The sequence below is a fragment of the Antarctobacter jejuensis genome (assembly GCF_052266595.1).
Lineage (GTDB): Bacteria > Pseudomonadota > Alphaproteobacteria > Rhodobacterales > Rhodobacteraceae > Antarctobacter > Antarctobacter jejuensis.
In genome coordinates this window covers 45,011-60,529 of the sequence record NZ_JBQQXJ010000003.1, presented here as the reverse complement: position 1 = coordinate 60,529, position 15,519 = coordinate 45,011, and the positions used below count along the sequence as shown (strand labels likewise).

At 65.1% G+C, this 15,519-nt stretch carries 17 protein-coding genes; 4 read left to right on the top strand and 13 right to left on the bottom strand.

Going from position 1 to position 15,519, the window contains the following annotated elements; translation table 11 throughout:
- The first annotated feature begins 1 nt into the window (after position 1).
- From ACTXGA_RS05250 to ACTXGA_RS05240, 3 genes are all read left to right on the top strand, one after another.
- On the top strand, positions 2-727 hold the full coding sequence (locus tag ACTXGA_RS05250) for a FadR/GntR family transcriptional regulator (protein ID WP_443392087.1): 726 nt from the start codon (positions 2-4) through the stop codon (positions 725-727).
- A gap of 66 nt (positions 728-793) precedes the next feature.
- The gene (gene citF / locus ACTXGA_RS05245) at positions 794-2,272 is read left to right on the top strand and encodes a citrate lyase subunit alpha (RefSeq protein WP_443392086.1); all 1,479 of its coding nucleotides are present in this window, start codon (positions 794-796) and stop codon (positions 2,270-2,272) included.
- Between the two features lie 59 nt (positions 2,273-2,331).
- Entirely contained in the window at positions 2,332-3,336 is a 1,005-nt protein-coding gene (locus ACTXGA_RS05240; protein WP_443392085.1) for an AraC family transcriptional regulator, read from the top strand.
- Between the two features lie 30 nt (positions 3,337-3,366).
- Here ACTXGA_RS05240 and ACTXGA_RS05235 read toward each other — a convergent pair whose 3' ends face one another.
- From ACTXGA_RS05235 to ACTXGA_RS05195, 9 genes are read right to left on the bottom strand one after another with little or no spacing between them, the layout of a single operon-like run.
- Positions 3,367-3,759, bottom strand: coding sequence for a CBS domain-containing protein (locus tag ACTXGA_RS05235; protein ID WP_443392084.1), 393 nt, complete (start codon positions 3,757-3,759; stop codon positions 3,367-3,369).
- Positions 3,756-3,932 (bottom strand): hypothetical protein, encoded by a 177-nt coding sequence (locus ACTXGA_RS05230; RefSeq protein ID WP_443392083.1) that lies wholly within the window; start codon positions 3,930-3,932, stop codon positions 3,756-3,758. The genes ACTXGA_RS05235 and ACTXGA_RS05230 overlap by 4 nt, the downstream gene beginning before the upstream one ends.
- Positions 3,933-3,944: 12 nt before the next feature.
- On the bottom strand, positions 3,945-4,922 hold the full coding sequence (locus ACTXGA_RS05225; RefSeq protein ID WP_443392082.1) for an FAD:protein FMN transferase: 978 nt from the start codon (positions 4,920-4,922) through the stop codon (positions 3,945-3,947).
- Between the two features lie 3 nt (positions 4,923-4,925).
- On the bottom strand, positions 4,926-6,149 hold the full coding sequence (nqrF, locus tag ACTXGA_RS05220; RefSeq protein WP_443392081.1) for an NADH:ubiquinone reductase (Na(+)-transporting) subunit F: 1,224 nt from the start codon (positions 6,147-6,149) through the stop codon (positions 4,926-4,928).
- Positions 6,146-6,760, bottom strand: coding sequence for an NADH:ubiquinone reductase (Na(+)-transporting) subunit E (nqrE, locus tag ACTXGA_RS05215; protein ID WP_443392080.1), 615 nt, complete (start codon positions 6,758-6,760; stop codon positions 6,146-6,148). The genes nqrF and nqrE overlap by 4 nt, the downstream gene beginning before the upstream one ends.
- Positions 6,757-7,422 carry an NADH:ubiquinone reductase (Na(+)-transporting) subunit D gene (locus ACTXGA_RS05210; protein ID WP_443392079.1) on the bottom strand — a complete coding sequence of 222 codons (666 nt, stop codon included), beginning with the start codon at positions 7,420-7,422 and terminating at the stop codon, positions 6,757-6,759. The genes nqrE and ACTXGA_RS05210 overlap by 4 nt, the downstream gene beginning before the upstream one ends.
- Positions 7,423-7,425: 3 nt before the next feature.
- Positions 7,426-8,220, bottom strand: a complete 795-nt coding sequence (locus tag ACTXGA_RS05205) for an FMN-binding protein (protein WP_443392078.1) — start codon at positions 8,218-8,220, stop codon at positions 7,426-7,428.
- Positions 8,207-8,989, bottom strand: a complete 783-nt coding sequence (locus ACTXGA_RS05200) for an RnfABCDGE type electron transport complex subunit D (RefSeq protein WP_443392077.1) — start codon at positions 8,987-8,989, stop codon at positions 8,207-8,209. Before ACTXGA_RS05200 ends, ACTXGA_RS05205 begins: the two co-directional genes overlap by 14 nt.
- On the bottom strand, positions 8,986-10,254 hold the full coding sequence (locus tag ACTXGA_RS05195) for a Na(+)-translocating NADH-quinone reductase subunit A (RefSeq protein WP_443392076.1): 1,269 nt from the start codon (positions 10,252-10,254) through the stop codon (positions 8,986-8,988). The genes ACTXGA_RS05200 and ACTXGA_RS05195 overlap by 4 nt, the downstream gene beginning before the upstream one ends.
- Before the next feature lie 212 nt (positions 10,255-10,466).
- Here ACTXGA_RS05195 and ACTXGA_RS05190 point away from each other — a divergent pair, with 212 nt between their 5' ends.
- On the top strand, positions 10,467-11,615 hold the full coding sequence (locus ACTXGA_RS05190; protein ID WP_443392075.1) for a cytochrome c3 family protein: 1,149 nt from the start codon (positions 10,467-10,469) through the stop codon (positions 11,613-11,615).
- Positions 11,616-11,745: 130 nt separating this feature from the next.
- Here ACTXGA_RS05190 and ACTXGA_RS05185 read toward each other — a convergent pair whose 3' ends face one another.
- The 4 genes from ACTXGA_RS05185 to ACTXGA_RS05170 are packed head-to-tail and all read right to left on the bottom strand — an operon-like array spanning position 11,746 to position 15,516.
- Positions 11,746-12,483 (bottom strand): amino acid ABC transporter ATP-binding protein, encoded by a 738-nt coding sequence (locus tag ACTXGA_RS05185; protein ID WP_443392074.1) that lies wholly within the window; start codon positions 12,481-12,483, stop codon positions 11,746-11,748.
- Positions 12,480-12,845, bottom strand: coding sequence for a RidA family protein (locus ACTXGA_RS05180; RefSeq protein WP_443392073.1), 366 nt, complete (start codon positions 12,843-12,845; stop codon positions 12,480-12,482). The genes ACTXGA_RS05185 and ACTXGA_RS05180 overlap by 4 nt, the downstream gene beginning before the upstream one ends.
- Complete coding sequence (locus ACTXGA_RS05175) at positions 12,842-14,755, bottom strand: propionyl-CoA synthetase (RefSeq protein WP_443392072.1); 1,914 nt, start codon at positions 14,753-14,755, stop codon at positions 12,842-12,844. Before ACTXGA_RS05175 ends, ACTXGA_RS05180 begins: the two co-directional genes overlap by 4 nt.
- An 11-nt stretch (positions 14,756-14,766) precedes the next feature.
- Positions 14,767-15,516, bottom strand: coding sequence for an SDR family NAD(P)-dependent oxidoreductase (locus ACTXGA_RS05170; protein ID WP_443392071.1), 750 nt, complete (start codon positions 15,514-15,516; stop codon positions 14,767-14,769).
- Positions 15,517-15,519: the final 3 nt, after the last annotated feature.

Genomic DNA, 15,519 nt, shown 5'->3' with positions numbered 1-15,519 from the left:
TATGGCGCATTCCACGTCCCGCCGCGCGCTCTGGGCGCAAAAACTGGCCGATCAGGTGGCAAACAGCCTGCGGGAACGGGTGCAAACCGGCACCCTGCGCCCCGGCGCTTCGCCCGGCACCCGCGAAGAACTGATGGCGGAATTCACCACCAGCGGATCCATCATCGACAAGGCAATCGAGGATCTGACCGAAAGCGGTGTACTGGTCCCCGGACCGGGCGGCACGCATGTGGTGGCAGAGGTCATTCCGCGCGGCTCTGGTTTCGAGCTGCCGCAAAGCGAAACCCTAGCGGATGTGCGCTCGGTGCTGGAATTGCGGCTAGGTCTTGAAGCCGTATGCGCGGCCCTGGCCGCCGAGAGACGAAGCGACGCCCAGTTGGAAGACATCCGCGCCGCCGCAGCAGCCCATGAAGAGACACTGCGCACGGGCACCGGTGCCGCGCAGGCCGACCTGCGCTTTCACAACGCCATCGCGGCAGCCAGCGGCAATCCCTACATGGTCGACCTCCTGGACTACTTGGGGCCCCTGCTGATCCCGCGAGCGCGCGTGACGTTGCCCCGCAACGCCGACGATCTGCGGGACGAACACCATCACCGGTCGATTGCCGAGCATCAGGCCATTGTCGCCGCAATCGCGGACCGTGACCCGGACACGGCGCGGCGCCAGATGCGGCAACACCTCTTGCGTGCCAAGGCCTTGATCGAAGGCATCGATCAAGAGCAATAGCCAGCTCCAACTTGCCTTTCGCGCGCGACTGCCCATAGATCGCCGGACACTGGTCAGGAGAGCGCGATGCGGGACCTTCCCCGACGGATTCCGGGATACGGCGCGGTTCAGCCGCTTGCCACGGCGGCCAAGACCCGGCCCCGCGGCAAGCTGTTGGCCGATCTCGACGCTGCCATCGACGCCTGCGAAATCCGCGATGGCGCGACGATCTCTTTCCACCATCACCTGCGCAATGGCGACGCCGTGCTCAACCTTGTCCTGCAGGCGCTGGCGCGGTGCGGCATTCGGGATCTGCATGTGGCCGCCAGCTCGATCTTTCCGGTTCATGCCCCGCTTGTCGATCATATCCGGGCCGGGACCGTGACCCGGCTGACGACCAGTTTCATTTCCGGACCGGTGGGTGAGGCGATCAGCCGGGGGGAACTGGCGGCGCCTGTCGTCCTCACCACGCACGGCGGGCGCGCGCGGGCGCTGGACATTGGGGAACTGCAGGTAGACGTGGCCTTTGTCGCGGCCCCGGCTGCGGATGAAGCAGGCAATATCACCGGACGCGCCGGTCAGACCGCCTGCGGAACGCTGGGCTATCCGATGGTCGACGTGCAGGTGGCGCGGCGAGTGGTGGCGGTGACCGATTGCCTGCTGGCCTACCCTGCCCCGCTGATCGACATACCGCAGCACCTTGTGCATCACGTCGTCTGCGTGGATCGGATCGGAGACCCCGCCGGCATCGCCTCTGGAACGACCCGACCGGCAGAGGACGGAACAAGCCTGCAGATCGCCCGCACCGCCGCCGATGTGATCGCGGCAAGTGGCGCCTTGGCGGATGGCTTTGCCTTTCAGACCGGTGCGGGCGGCGTATCATTGGCAACCGCCGCCGCCGTGGGCGATATCATGACCGCGCGCGGGATCACCGGTAGTTTCTGTTCCGGCGGTATCACCGGGTTCCATGTGCGGATGCTGAACGAGGGGCTGTTCAACGCGCTGCTGGACGTGCAGTGCTTTGATCTCGACGCCGTCCGATCCTATCAGACCGACCCGCGCCATCAGAGCATGTCTGCATCGGTCTACGCGGGCCCGCACATCGGCGGTGCGGTGGTGGACCGGGTGGATGCGGTCATCCTTGGCGCGACGGAGGTCGATCAGGCGTTCAACGTCAATGTCACGACCCGTGCCGGCGGGACGATCATCGGCGGATCGGGCGGGCATTCGGACACGGCGGCAGGCGCGGGATTGACCATTGTGACAACCCGGCTGACCGCTGCGGGTTACGCCAAGCTGGTGCCGGAGGTCGGCACCCTGACCACGCCGGGCGAAACAGTGGACGTAGTGGTGACGGAGGCCGGGCTGGCCGTGAACCCGTGCCGCCCCGATCTCGCAGAGCGGTTGGGACAGGCCGGCCTGCCGGTGCGCTCTTTCGAAACGCTCCGAGCCGAGGCGATGGCAACGTCCACGCGACACGTCCCGCCCCCGTCCGACGGGCGCGTCGTGGCCGTCTGCGAATACCGGGATGGCCATGTCATCGACGTGGTACGCCAGATGACCTGAGCAAATCGCCCAGCACCGCCCGCTTGGCCTTTGACAGCGGTCTTATTAAGCTTGGGGCCATGGGCTATGTCACGTCGCTCTTTGCACGCAAGATGATTGCCGCGGCTGGCGAGGGTATCGATGCCGCAGCCATGCTTGCTCGTGTCGGCCTGGACCCGGACGCGCCTTGGGATCCCAGGGTGATGATCCTGGCAGAGACCTATTACGACATGCTGGAAAGCATCGCCGCGCAGGTGGACGCCACGGATCTGCCCGTGCGCGTGGGTGCCTCGATGCGCTGCGACGAATACGGGGCGCTGGGGCTGGCGTGGAAAGCTGCCCGCGACCTGCACGGTTCACTTTGTAGGGTCGAACGTTATGCACGGCTGTGGACCAGCGTGGTGGGGTATGAATTGCGTCCCGATCCGCGCGGGTTGCTTCACGTTGTTCACCGCCCCGGAGAGCGGCGTCTGGGGATGCGTCTGTCGAACGAGACCACGCTTGTTGCCACGGTGGCACTGGCCCGTCAGGTCAGCCGCGTGTCGGTTACGCCGGTCGAGGTTCTGGTCTCGCACCCCGCCCCGGCATCGATAGCCGCGCATGAGGATTGGTTCGGATGCCCGGTCCGGTTCGACGCCGGTCTTGATGCGGTGCTATTTGCACCGGAAACGCTGACGCAACCGAACATCCTTGGGGACGAGGGGATTTCCCGCTACCTGATCTCGCAGCTTGACGCGGAACTGTCCGAGATCGACCAAGTCCCCCCGATCGTCACGGAGGCCAAGGCCGCCATCGCGCAATCGCTCAGCGAAGGGACACCGAAAATGGCGGAGATCGCGCGTGGCCTTGGCCTGAGCGCTCGGTCCTTTCATCGGCGTTTGTCCGAACATGGCTTTAGTTTCCAGTCATTGACCGAGGAAACCCGCCGGGATCTGGCCGAAGGGCTGTTGCGCGACGAGGGGCATTCGCTGGCCGAGATCGCCTTTCTCACCGGGTTTTCGGAACAAAGCGCCTTTACCCGCGCCTTCAAACGCTGGGTGGGCACGACACCGGCCAGCTATCGCAAGGAGCGCCTGACCCGATGATCGCCAGATCGGCACGCACTCCGGGCGTCCTCAGCCGATGCGCGTCAGCAGCCGCAGCACATCCGACCGATGCAGCAGACCGGCCACGTTTGCCCCCTTCAGAACCGGAAAGACCCGGTGCGGGTAGCGCAAAAACATTTCCGCCACGCGGATGATTTCATCTTCGACATCGACCGAAACGACGGTCCCCGTCATGTGGTCGGCCACCTGTCCGGTCCATTCGCGGTGGTAACTGGCATAAAGTGCGGGTTGAAAACAGTCCTTCTGCGAAAGGATGCCGATCAGGCGGCCGTCGTCGCTCAGAACCGGCGCGGCTGCCGCATTTGCATCCACCAGAACGGCCACCGCGCGCCGGATCGGGGTTTCCGCCTGCAGGGTCACGATTTCGGTGCGGGTGATCGCGCCAACACGGTATTCGGTCATTGCGGGCCTTCTCCCTCGGTGGCTTGGCGCAGGGGGCAATCCGAGCAGCGCGCTGCCGCGATCCGTTGCGCTGCGCCGCAGCTAGTACGCGGCGGGTTGCGACCAAACAGCAGCCCGATGGCCATGCCCCCTGCAGCAAGACAGACGATCACGATGGCAAAGGCGATTTCCATGGCTTTCTCCGCCTACAGGATCAGGTCGGCGATTGCGCCGGTCCGGATCTGCCGGATCTGCTGACCGTCATGGTACTGGAACAGCGCCGCGATGTCGTGTGTTTGGGCAAGGTCCGGCCCGGCCTCATCGCCCGCTGCGCAAAGCGCGGTGGCCCAGCCATCTGCCGTCATCGCGTCGCTCGCCACCACGGTCACGGAGCGCAGCGTACCGGACGCCGGCGCGCCTGTGCCGGGGTCGATGATGTGGCTGTACTGGCGCCCGTTCAGAACATAGCTTTGCGCCCGCATCCCCGACGTGGCCACCGCCGTCCCGCCGAGCAGACGCAGCGCTGCGGGGCTGGGTGCCAGCGGCAGTGCCGCTTCGACCGCAACCCGCCAGTCGCGCCCGTCGGGGTGCTGACCCAATGCGATGAATTCCCCACCCAGATCAAAAAGCAGGTCTTTGATACCGGCAGTGCCCGCCAAATCCGCCGCGCGATCCAACGCCCAGCCCTTGGCAATGCCGCACAGGTCCAATGTCAGGTCAGCGCGTGTCTTTGACAGGCCGTCTGGCGTGGTGCTCAGCGCGCGCCAGTCCGGCGCGCCGCCCTGTGCGATCGGACCAAACCCCCAGCGCGCCACCAAAGGCCCGACGGTCGGATCAAAGGCCCCCGATGTCCGCCGGGCGATGTCCAGCGCCGCCGCCGTCACTTCGATCAGCGCGGGATCCGCCGCCTGTTTGCCAGCCGGGCTGGCGTTGAAATGGCTGATGGCGCTGTCGGCGCGCCAAGGCGAAAACTGTTTGTCCGCTTGTGCGAAAAGGCTCTCGATCTGAGGGGCCAGCGCGGCAAGGCCGCTGCCCGGCGGGGTGGCGATCCGCCAATGTGTCCCGAAAGCGGCTCCGCTCAGTGTCTCGACACCGCCCGCAAAGCCGGTGCGCGGCATCAGCGCCGCCGCCGCAACAAGACCAAGGGCGGCGCGACGACCGGGGTTCTGGAGGCGTAGCTTCATGGTTCAGGCTCCGAAATCGTCGTAAAAGATGGAGGACGGCTCAACCCCGAGCCGTTCAAGTGTGGCCAGAACGGCCGAAATCATCATCGGCGGACCGCAGAGGTAATATTCACATTCCTCCGGCGCGCTGTGGCCCTGCATCTGGGCGCGCAGAGTCTCGTGAACAAATCCGGTCGCCCCCCGCCAGCGATCACCCGGTGCGGGATCGGACAGCACGGGCGTCCAGCTGAAATTCGGGTATTGCGCGGCCAGAGCAGCCAGTTCCTCGGCATAGAAGAGATCCGCGGCAGACCGGGCACCATAGAAATAGCGAATCCGGCGGGACGTCCCGCGCGCCAGTTCCTGATGGATCATGGCGCGCAGGGGCGCCATCCCCACGCCGCCGCCGACATAGACCATCTCGCGGCTGGTCGGCTGGACGTGGAATTCTCCGAACGGACCGGACAGGGTGATGTCATCGCCCGGCTGGAGCGAGAAAAGCCAGGAGGACACGACACCCGGCGGCATCCTGTCTTCGCGCCCCGGCGGTGGCACCGCAAGGCGGATGTTGAACACGGCGCGCCCGGTATCCTGCGGCCTGCTGGCCAGTGAATAGGCCCGCGTGACCTCGTCCTCTGATCCGGCGCGCATCCTGCGCCAGCCCGCGATGTCCCAGGCGTCCTGAAACGCGGGCGGAATGTCGAGCGTCTTGAAATCGAGCCTGTAGGGCGGCGCCGTGATCTGCATGAAGTCGCCCGCCCGAAACTCGGATGAGCGGTCCGGCGGCAGGTCGACCACGATCTCTCGGATCAGAGGGGCCAGCATCCGGGTAGAGGCCACCTTGCACAGGAACCCGCCACCGGCGCTCAGGATGTCGTCCGGCACGTCAACCGAACAGTTGCCACGCAGGCCGGTCTGGCAGGCGAGCCGGACATGGGCGCGCCGTTCGCCGGGCGACAGGACGCCACGCTCTGTCGCCTGCGGCTCACCCGCCCCGGCGCCCGTCACCGTCACCCGGCACAGGCCGCAGGTGCCGGACCCGCCACAGGCGGCGGGGATCAGGATGCCACCTCCGTGCAGAACGTTCAGCAGCTTGTCGCCGCGTCGGGCGACCAGATGTACCTTGTCGTTCACCGCGACCTCAAAGGTCGTCTCGGGAACCAGCCGTCGCCGCAGGCCCAGCAACCCAATGCTTAGCCCCACGACCAGCGTCACGATGACGGCGCTTGCCAGCAACACCTCCGTCATTGGCTTGCCGCCATTTGCGCGAAGGAGGCAAAGCCAAGCGACATGAGCCCCGCCAGTACAAAGGCGACCCCCAGACCGCGCAGACCGTCGGGCAAATCGGCATAGGCAAGGCGGGTGCGAATCGCCCCCAGCATCGCAACCGCCACGGCGAAACCAACCCCGCTGCCCAGACCGAAGACCGCCGATTCAGCCAGCGTATAGCTGCGTTCGACCATGAACAGGCTGCCCGCAAGGATGGCGCATTGCACGGTCAGCAAAGGCAGGAACACCCCAAAGGCCGCGTGGATGCCCGGCATGAACCGGTCCAGCAACAGTTCCAGCAATTGCACAGAGGCGGCGATTACCCCGATGAAGGCGATCAGCGACAGATACGACAGGTCAATCTCCGGCAGACCCGCCCAAGTCCAGGCACCAGGGGCCAGAAGATACGTGTAGATCAGGTGATTGAGCGGCACCGTAACTCCCAGAACGCCGGTCATTGCCACGCCCAGCCCAAGGGCCGCCTCGGGCCGTCTGGATAGGGCCAGAAAGGTGCACAGCCCCAGAAACAGGGTCAGCGGCATGTTGTCGACAAAGGCCGCGGTCATGAAAAGGCCCCAAAGCTCTGTCATTCTGCAGGCTCCGGACGCAGAGGCGGCGTGTGTTCGGGTGCTTCGGCCTGTTCGGGGTTCAGGCTGCGCACCGCCCAGACCAAGAGGCCCAGCAGAAAGAAGGCCGAGGGCGCCAGCAACATCAGGCTCAGCGGCGTGAACCAGCCCCCCGCGTCGGCCAGCGGCAGGACCTGCACGCCAAAAAGCGCGCCCTTGCCGAACAATTCGCGCAGCGCGCCGATCACGATCAGAACCAGCGAATAGCCCAACCCGTTGCCAAAGGCGTCCACCATCGACGGCAGCGGCGCGTGGTGGCGGGCGTAGGCCTCTGTCCGGCCCAGCACAAGGCAATTGGTGGTGATCAGCCCTACATAGACGGAAAGCGCGCGGCTGACCTCGGCAAAGTAGGCCTGCAGGATCTGGTCGATCACGATCACCAGAGAGGCGACAATCACGATCTGCACGATCAGGCGGATCGTGTCCGGGATATGCCGCCGGATCAGGCTGATGATCCCCGCCGCCAGCGTCAGAACTACGGTCAGAGAGACCGACATGGTCACCGCCGTCACAAGCGTCGTTGTGACCGCCAGCGCCGAGCATATGCCAAGGATCTGCAGCGTCACCGGGTTCTGCCGGATCAGCGGATCGGTCAGGGTGGTCCAGAAGTTCATCCGCTGCGCCATGGCTCAGAACTCTCCGCGCTCGATGGCGGCCAGCAGCGGGCCGTATCCGTCGGGGCCCAGCCAGAAGCGCACCATCTGGGTCACGCCCCGCCCGGTCCGCGTGGCGCCGGTGATGCCGTCGACCTCTTGCGCAGTCGACGCCGCGCCCTGCGCCACGCGAAAGGCGATAGCCCCGCTGTCATTACGCAATTCGGTTCCGGCAAAACCCGCCTGCCAAGCGGCTTCCTCGATCCGCCCGCCTAGACCCGGCGTTTCGGAATGCGAGGTGATGGCGATCCCGGCGATCGTGTTCATGTCACCTCCCAGCGCGAGAACCGCGTCGATCTGCCCGCCATAGCCCTGCCCCGCCAGCGGCAGCAGCACCAGCGAAACCTTGTCGGCATCGCGCAGCAGAAAGATCTGCGCATAGTCGGGCCGTCTGCCAAGCCCCGCCAGATCCTGCCCGGCAGTGAGCGTGGTCCAGTTCGCCGGATCGGCCAGCGCGGTTTCCAGGGTCGCCGGGGTCACCTCTGATGCGGCACGGCCCTTGTCCAGGTCCACGACCACGGTGGACAGGGTGCCGCCCGACTGTTCCAGCAAGTCCGTCATGCCGGGGATGCCACGGACCAGCGCCGCGATCCGGGCCTGTTCCTCTGCCGCGCGGTTGGCCGCCTGAATGGGCCGCAGGTAGACCGTGGCGCCACTGACCAGCGCCGCGCAGATCGCCGCGACAAGAAAGGCGACGATGACCGTCTTCACCCGGCTTTCGTTCGGGAGTGCCAGCAAGCGTCGTATCGGGTTCCAGTCACGACCGGCCATGTCGCCTCCTGCGTCGGGCAATCCAGAGGGTCAGCGCGGCTTCGTCCAGAAGCGGCGCTGCAAGAGAAGAAAGCAATGCTGCGGCAACGGCGATCTGGACCGGGGCCGCCCCGGCCCACCCTTGGGCAAACAGGATCACCAGCGCCGCATACAGCGCACCGTTGAGCCAACGGCCAAGCGATGTCGCCGCGCTTGTGACCGGATCGGCCACCAGCAGCACCAGTGCGAGCCCGGAGGCAAGCAGAACCGGCTCCGGCAGGACCCCGGCCAGCACCGCGCCCAGCGCGACAAGTCCCGCGCCGGCCAGCACCCCAATCGGCATCACACCGAAGGCCGCGCCGATCAGGGCCGCCGGAATCGCCGCCCAGACAACCGGCGCGTCAAACGTGGGCCAGCCGAAGCCCGGGAAGCCAAAGCCCAGGAAAGACAGGGCCACGGTTGCCGGGTTCACGACGTTGCGGCCCCAGCCGCCAAACACCAATTCCCCCATCACCACGCCAAAGCTGATGCCCAGCACCATGCGGAACACGCCCAGATCCACGGGGGCCAGAACCGCGATGGCGAACGCCGTGATCAGACCGACCAGCGATGGCGGCTGCGCCCGCAAGAGCATGAACACCAGATGCCAGAACCCCACCACCAGCAGCGACAACCCAAGCCGCGCCAGCGCCTCTGGCGCGTTCAGCCAGAGCCAGAACACCGCCAGCGGCAGGTAGGCGGCCAGCAACATCGCGGCCACGGTCTCCCTGTTCCAGAGCCCCCGGATCATGCCGCGAACTCTGTCTGGATCCGGTCGAGCACGGCGCGCAACTGATCCTTGAGGTGTCCACCCTCGCTCAGCACATAGTCGGCAAGCGCAACATCTTCTTCCAACAGGGAAAGCAGGCCCAGTTTCATCGCCGTTTCGTCATCACCCGCGCCCAGTGCACGGACAAATGGCGTGGCGGGCAGCGCCGCGGCGAACGCCTGCGTCAGCGCGGCAGAGGGAATGACCGGATTGCCCGACGCGTTGCGATTGAGGGCCGCCACCAGCCAGTGAGGCCGGTTGCGCGCCGGTCTGCGCGGCAGGACCGTGATCTGGCGGTGACGCGGCGCAAGCCATTGCGCCACGTGGCCGTCCAGCGCCGCACCGGACATCAACTCATGTTGGCCGGGTGCGACAATGCGATGGGTCAACTGCCGCAGATCCGCCCCCGAATGGGTTCGGACGGTGCGCGATTCTCGCAGCGCGGCCCCGGTGATTGTCACAAGCCGCGTCATCGGCAGGCTGCCGGTCCTCAACAGCGTGCCAAGGGCGGCGGCATCCTCGGCATGAACATCCCAGACCGGCGCATCCAGACCGGCGGGGAACAATTGATGGACGCATATCCCGACAGCGGCCTGGGGATGCCGCGCCCCACGGGTTACCTTGCGGATGCGGTCCTCACCCGGGTCCGGCCATTCAAGCCGCGTACCGCTCTGCACGCAGACCAGAACCGGCCCCTCCGTCAGCCGGGCCAGCGCCGCCAGCCCGCGGGAAAAATCCTCTTCGCGGCCTTCCAGAGCCTGGCAGGGATCGGGCGCACCGGGCCGCGTGTCGGCGGCCATCACGACGATTGCGGCAGGTGTCTCTTCGCGCGATGGCATCCCGCCGAAGGGCCGCCGCCGAAGCCACGGCCAAAAGCCCGCGCCCTGCATCAGGCGCCTCAGGCCCGCGGTCGTGGTGGCCGGCCCTGTGTCATGCGTCTCGACAGAGGAGTCATCCTCACGGAACAAAACGATTTCTGACAGTTTTCGACCCGGCAGCAGCGAGATACGCGCGACCCGCCCGGCCACGGGCGCGCTGAAACAGATGTCCGGCGCGTGGCGCAGGCAGGCGACTGCCGCCCCTTTCGCGACAGAATCCCCCTCTTTCACCAGCGAGGTGACATGCAGCAACCGCCCCGTCGGCGGCCGAACGGCGGCCTCTTCCGTGGTCACATCCGTAACCACCGGGTCCGCGGGTGGAGTAGGGAAATCCGGGCTGAGCCCTGCCCGGGATCCGAAGAATGCCATTCTGCCCCCGATTTACTGCGCCGCCGCGTCCACCCTGCCCGCGACTTTCGCTGACCTCAACAGGCGGCACGCTAGCACGGAGAATCAAACCCTAGACATGAGATAAATCAAAGTCTGAAATGCCAGTGCGGTCTACCTTTGGGCCGAGACAGTGGAACAACGCGCACAGGAGGCCGAATATGCCATTGCCATCCCTCAAATCATCTATTCCGATGGTTTTTTTGGCGGGGCTTGCCGCGCTATCCATTGGCGGCACGGTCTTTGGCCAGACAGCGTCGGACGCCACCAAGACCGATGAGACGCCGGTGATTCCTTTTGCCCTGCCGAAATCCGGCCCGTTCAAACCCGCCGAAATCCAGATCGACAACGACAAGGCGATTTCTGACTGGTTCCGCTCGGCCCATGCCAACGCGGCGGCCGAGGCCTTTAGTCATTGGGACGAAGAAGGTGAAATTAACGCCTCATGCGCGACCTGCCATTCCGGCGAGGGGTTCCGCGATTTCCATGGCCTTGACGGAACAGAACCGGGGGTTGTGAACGGTCCCATCAATACCGGCGGCGTCGTCGATTGCGGCACATGCCATAACGCCGGGCTGGCCGAGATCAAGAGCGTGACCTTCCCCAGTGGTGTCATCCACCCGGTTCAGGGGGTCGAGGCCTCTTGCCTGACCTGCCATCAGGGGCGCACGTCGGGCGCAAATGTCCGTACGGCCATTGCAGACCTCGACGAAGACGAGCCCGATGCCAAGCTGCGCTTCATCAACCCGCATTACGCCACCGCCGCTGCCACATGGCTGGGCGGATACGGCGCGGCCGGCTATCACTACGACGGGCGGGACTATTCGGGGCGTTTCTTTCACGCACGTCCCGTTGCCAGCTGCAACTCCTGCCATGAGCCGCACACACTGGAGGTGGAATTCGAGCCCTGCCTGACCTGCCATCAGGCTGACAGCCCGCAGAGCATTCGTATTGCCCGCCAGAGCTATGACGGCAGCGGCGACACCTCTGTCGGCATCCGGTCCGACATCATGGCCAATGCCGATACGCTGATGGAGATGATCCGGGCCTATGCGGATGAGGTCGTCGGCGCCCCGGTCATTTATGACGGAAATCGCTATCCCTATTTCTTTGCGGATGCGAATGGCGACGGTGTCATTGACGTCGCCGATGGCAAACCCGTCGTCTACGGTTCCTGGACGCCTCGCAGCCTGCGTGCGGCCTTCAATTGGAAGCTGGTTACGGCAGATCCCGGCAACTACGCGCACAACCCGCAATACTCGCTGGAGTTGCTCTACGACTCGATCGAAGATTTTGCCGGACCGCTGGGCTACGACATGAAAGAGTTGGAATTGCTGCGCTGACTTTCAGACAAAACCGGGCGGACCTGCGATCGGTCCGCCCGGTGATCTAATCAGCAAAGCGCTTGGCACAGCCCTTGGCAGCACAGGCCTTCGCTCATTGACCGCGTTCGCAGGCCAGCCGCCGATGGATTCAATGCGTCAGCACCTGATCCAGAAAGGCCCGCGTGCGCTCGTTCGTCTGAGAGGTAAAGAACGTCTCCGGGTCGTTTTCCTCGATGATCTCACCTGCATCCATAAACAGGACGCGATCCGCGACCTTGCGGGCAAAGCCCATCTCGTGCGTCACGCAGACCATGGTCATGCCTTCCTGGGCCAGCGTGACCATCACGTCCAGAACCTCGCCGATCATTTCGGGATCCAGCGCCGAGGTCGGCTCGTCAAACAACAGGATCTCCGGCTTCATGCACAGCGCGCGGGCAATTGCGACACGCTGTTGCTGCCCGCCTGACAACTGCCCCGGAAACTTCTTCGCCTGATTTCCGATCTGAACCTTGTTCAGGAACCGCATCGCGGTTTCTTCGGCCTCTGCTTGCGGGATCTTGCGGGCCAGCATCGGTGCGAGGGTGCAGTTTTCAAGAATGCTGAGATGGGGAAACAGGTTGAAGTGCTGGAAACACATGCCCACCTCGCGCCGCATCGCCTCGATGTTGGGTGCATCGGCGTTGATCGGCTCCCCGTTGATGAGGATTTCACCGGACTGGTGTTCCTCAAGCTGGTTGATGGTGCGGATCATCGTGGACTTGCCGGAACCCGACGGGCCGCAGACCACGATCTTTTCGCCCTTCGCGACCGACAGGTTGACGTTCTTGAGCGCGTGGTAGGTGCCGTACCACTTGTTGACATTGCGCATCTCAACGGCCGGTGTCATGTGCGCTCTCCCTCTGGGCTGGGTTTCTCTGCGGCGGCAATGATGATCTCGACTTTCAGCGCGTCGCGGGCCAGCCGCGCCTCGCCGCAGGCCCGTGCCGGGGCCATGCCCGCAGGCACCCAGGCATCCCAGACGGCGTTCATCTCTGAGAAATCGGCCATGTCCGCCAGCCAGACGATGGCCTGCAGGATGTGGGCGCTGTCCGATCCGGCCTCTTCCAGCAGCGCATCGATGCGGGACAGGCAATCTTGGGTCTGATCGGCGACGGTTTCGCCCGCCCCCACCTGCCCGCACAGATAGATGGTGCCGTTGTGCTTGACGATCTTGCTCATGCGATGGCCAGTGTGCAGTCGTTCGATCATGCCGGTTCTCCGATCAGGTCGCGCGCCCGTAGCGCGGTGGTGATTTCCTCAAGGATAGCAGGGTCGTCGATGGCAGCGGGCATTTTGTACGCGATGTCATCGGCGATCTTCTGAACCGTCCCGCGCAGCACCTTGCCGGAACGGGTCTTGGGCAAGCGCTTGACTTCGATCGCGGTTTTGAAGGCGGCAACGGCCCCGATCTTCGACCGGACCAGCGTCACCAGTTCGCGTTCCAGTTCCTTCGGATCACGGTTGGCCCCGTCGTTGGTCACGAACAGTCCCAGCGGCATCTGCCCTTTCAGCGCGTCCGCCTTGCCCACCACGGCACATTCGGCGATGTCGGGGTGGCTGGCGATGACCTCTTCCATCGCGCCTGTCGATAGGCGATGCCCGGCGACGTTGATGATGTCATCAGTGCGCGCCATGATGAAGACATAGCCTTCCTCATCGATGATCCCGGCGTCCGAGGTCGCGTAGTAGCCCGGAAACTCTGCCAGATAGGACGACACGAACCGTTCGGGCGCATTCCACAGCGTCGGAAAGCCCGAAGGCGGCAGCGGCAACTTGCAGACGATATTGCCCAGCGTTCCGGGCGGAACCGGGTGCCCCTCGTCATCCAGCACATGGATGTCATACCCCGGCATCGGCTTACCCGGAGAGCCCGGCTTGACCGGAAAGGCACCAAGACCCACCGGATTGCCGGACATGGGCCAGCCGGTTTCCGTCTGCCACCAATGGTCGATGACCGGGCGGGACAGCTTGGCCTGCGCCCATTCCACCGTCGCCGGGTCAGAGCGTTCCCCGGCCAGAAAGAGCGTGCGAAAGCGGCTGAGATCGTAATCGGCGATCCGCGCGCCGCCGGGGTCTTCCTTTCGGATTGCCCGCAGCGCGGTAGGCGCGGCGAACAGCGCGCTTACCCCGTGATCCTGCAAGACCTTCCAGAAGACGCCCGCATCCGGGGTGCCCACCGGCTTGCCCTCAAAGACCACGGTGGTCGCCCCATGCAGCAGCGGACCGTAACAGATGTAGGAATGTCCCACGACCCAGCCCACGTCCGACGCGGCCCAGAACACCTCGCCTGGCTGGATGCCGTAGTGATGCTCCATCGTCCAGCGCAGCGCCACCATATGACCGCCGTTGTCGCGCACGACGCCCTTGGGCTGGCCCGTGGTGCCGGAGGTGTAGAGGATATACAGCGGATCGGTGGCGGCGACCGGGACACATTCCGTGCCCGCGCCACTTGCGATGGCCCCGTCGACAGCCTGCGCATAATCGACGTCGCGGCCTGCGGTCAGCTCACAGCGTAGCGTGTCGCGTTGCAGGATCACGCAATGGTCCGGCTTGTTCCGTGACAGGTCGATGGCCTCATCCAGCAGCGGCTTGTAGGCGATCACTCGTCCCGGTTCGATCCCGCAAGAGGCCGAGATCACCACCCTGGGCGCGGCATCGTCGATCCGGGTCGCCAGTTCCTGCGCCGCGAAGCCGCCGAAGACAACCGAATGGACCGCCCCAAGCCGCGCGCAGGCCAGCATGGCAAAGATCGCCTGAGGGACCATCGGCATGTAGATGACCACTCGGTCGCCCTTGGCCACGCCCAGCCCGCGCAAGACGGAGGCAAGCGCGCTGACCTGTTCCAACAGTTCCGCGTAGGTGTAGCGGGCAACTGTGCCGGTGATCGGGCTGTCGTGGATGACGGCCAGCTGATCACCCCGCCCCGCCGCAACGTGCCGGTCCACGCAGTTGAAGCAGGTGTTGCAGGTCGCCCCGTCGAACCAGCGTCCATAGACCCCGGCCTCAGCGTTGAAGACAGATGTGGCGGGCGTGAACCAGTCGATCTGCTGCGCCGCCTCCTGCCAGAACCCGACCGGATCAGCCTGCCAGGCAGCGTATGTCTCGGGATATCTCGACATCTTGCGCGGCCTCAGCAGGTGTAGTTCAGGCCAAGGCGGCCGCCGTCGACATAGATCGTCTCACCGGTGATGTAGCTGGCCTTCTTCGAGCAGAGGAACGCCACCACGTCACCGATTTCCCGCGCGCTGCCCGACCGTCCCAGCGGCGTGCGCGACATGGCCACGCGAAAGGCCTCGGGGTTGGCATTGACGCCCGCCATCATCTCCGTATCGATGGAGCCGGGGCCGACCGCGTTCACGCGGATGTTGTTCTTGGCCAGCGCAAGTGCGGCGACCTTGGTCAGTTGCATCAAGCCACCCTTCGACGCGCAATAGGCCGGGATCGCCGGGATCGCCACCTGCGCATTGATCGAGGACATGTTGACGATCGCGCCTTCGATCTTGTGCTCGACCATGACGCGCGCGGCCAGCTGCGTGGCCACAAAGACCCCGCGCAGGTTCACATCGATCACCTTTTCAAAGGCGCTCAGGTCATAGGTAAGGAAATCGCCGGGCATGGCGATGCCCGCATTGTTGACCAGCGCGTGAAGCGGGCCGTGATCCGCTGCGATCTGCGCGAACATCGCCTCGATCTGCGCAACGTCGCCCATGTCGCAGACAATGCCTGCGACAGCGCCCAAGGTTTCCGCCGCTTTGGCGACGCCTTCCGTCTGGATGTCGGACAGGATCACATCATAGCCGTCTTCGATCAGCGCCTCGGCGCAGGCATAGCCGATCCCCTGGGCCGCGCCCGTGACCAGTGCTAGAGGTTTCCCCGTCATCGT

Coding starts and splice junctions, on each gene's coding strand:
- ACTXGA_RS05225 (WP_443392082.1), bottom strand. CDS start 4,922: ATGAAGCTACGCCTCCAGAACCCCGGTCGTCGCGCCGCCCTTGGTCTT.
- ACTXGA_RS05180 (WP_443392073.1), bottom strand. CDS start 12,845: ATGATCGAACGACTGCACACTGGCCATCGCATGAGCAAGATCGTCAAG.
- ACTXGA_RS05230 (WP_443392083.1), bottom strand. CDS start 3,932: ATGGAAATCGCCTTTGCCATCGTGATCGTCTGTCTTGCTGCAGGGGGC.
- ACTXGA_RS05190 (WP_443392075.1), top strand. CDS start 10,467: ATGGTTTTTTTGGCGGGGCTTGCCGCGCTATCCATTGGCGGCACGGTC.
- ACTXGA_RS05200 (WP_443392077.1), bottom strand. CDS start 8,989: ATGATCCGGGGGCTCTGGAACAGGGAGACCGTGGCCGCGATGTTGCTG.
- ACTXGA_RS05195 (WP_443392076.1), bottom strand. CDS start 10,254: ATGGCATTCTTCGGATCCCGGGCAGGGCTCAGCCCGGATTTCCCTACT.
- nqrF (WP_443392081.1), bottom strand. CDS start 6,149: ATGACGGAGGTGTTGCTGGCAAGCGCCGTCATCGTGACGCTGGTCGTG.
- ACTXGA_RS05210 (WP_443392079.1), bottom strand. CDS start 7,422: ATGGCGCAGCGGATGAACTTCTGGACCACCCTGACCGATCCGCTGATC.
- ACTXGA_RS05235 (WP_443392084.1), bottom strand. CDS start 3,759: ATGACCGAATACCGTGTTGGCGCGATCACCCGCACCGAAATCGTGACC.
- ACTXGA_RS05175 (WP_443392072.1), bottom strand. CDS start 14,755: ATGTCGAGATATCCCGAGACATACGCTGCCTGGCAGGCTGATCCGGTC.
- citF (WP_443392086.1), top strand. CDS start 794: ATGCGGGACCTTCCCCGACGGATTCCGGGATACGGCGCGGTTCAGCCG.
- ACTXGA_RS05240 (WP_443392085.1), top strand. CDS start 2,332: ATGGGCTATGTCACGTCGCTCTTTGCACGCAAGATGATTGCCGCGGCT.
- ACTXGA_RS05170 (WP_443392071.1), bottom strand. CDS start 15,516: ATGACGGGGAAACCTCTAGCACTGGTCACGGGCGCGGCCCAGGGGATC.
- ACTXGA_RS05205 (WP_443392078.1), bottom strand. CDS start 8,220: ATGGCCGGTCGTGACTGGAACCCGATACGACGCTTGCTGGCACTCCCG.
- ACTXGA_RS05250 (WP_443392087.1), top strand. CDS start 2: ATGGCGCATTCCACGTCCCGCCGCGCGCTCTGGGCGCAAAAACTGGCC.
- nqrE (WP_443392080.1), bottom strand. CDS start 6,760: ATGACAGAGCTTTGGGGCCTTTTCATGACCGCGGCCTTTGTCGACAAC.
- ACTXGA_RS05185 (WP_443392074.1), bottom strand. CDS start 12,483: ATGACACCGGCCGTTGAGATGCGCAATGTCAACAAGTGGTACGGCACC.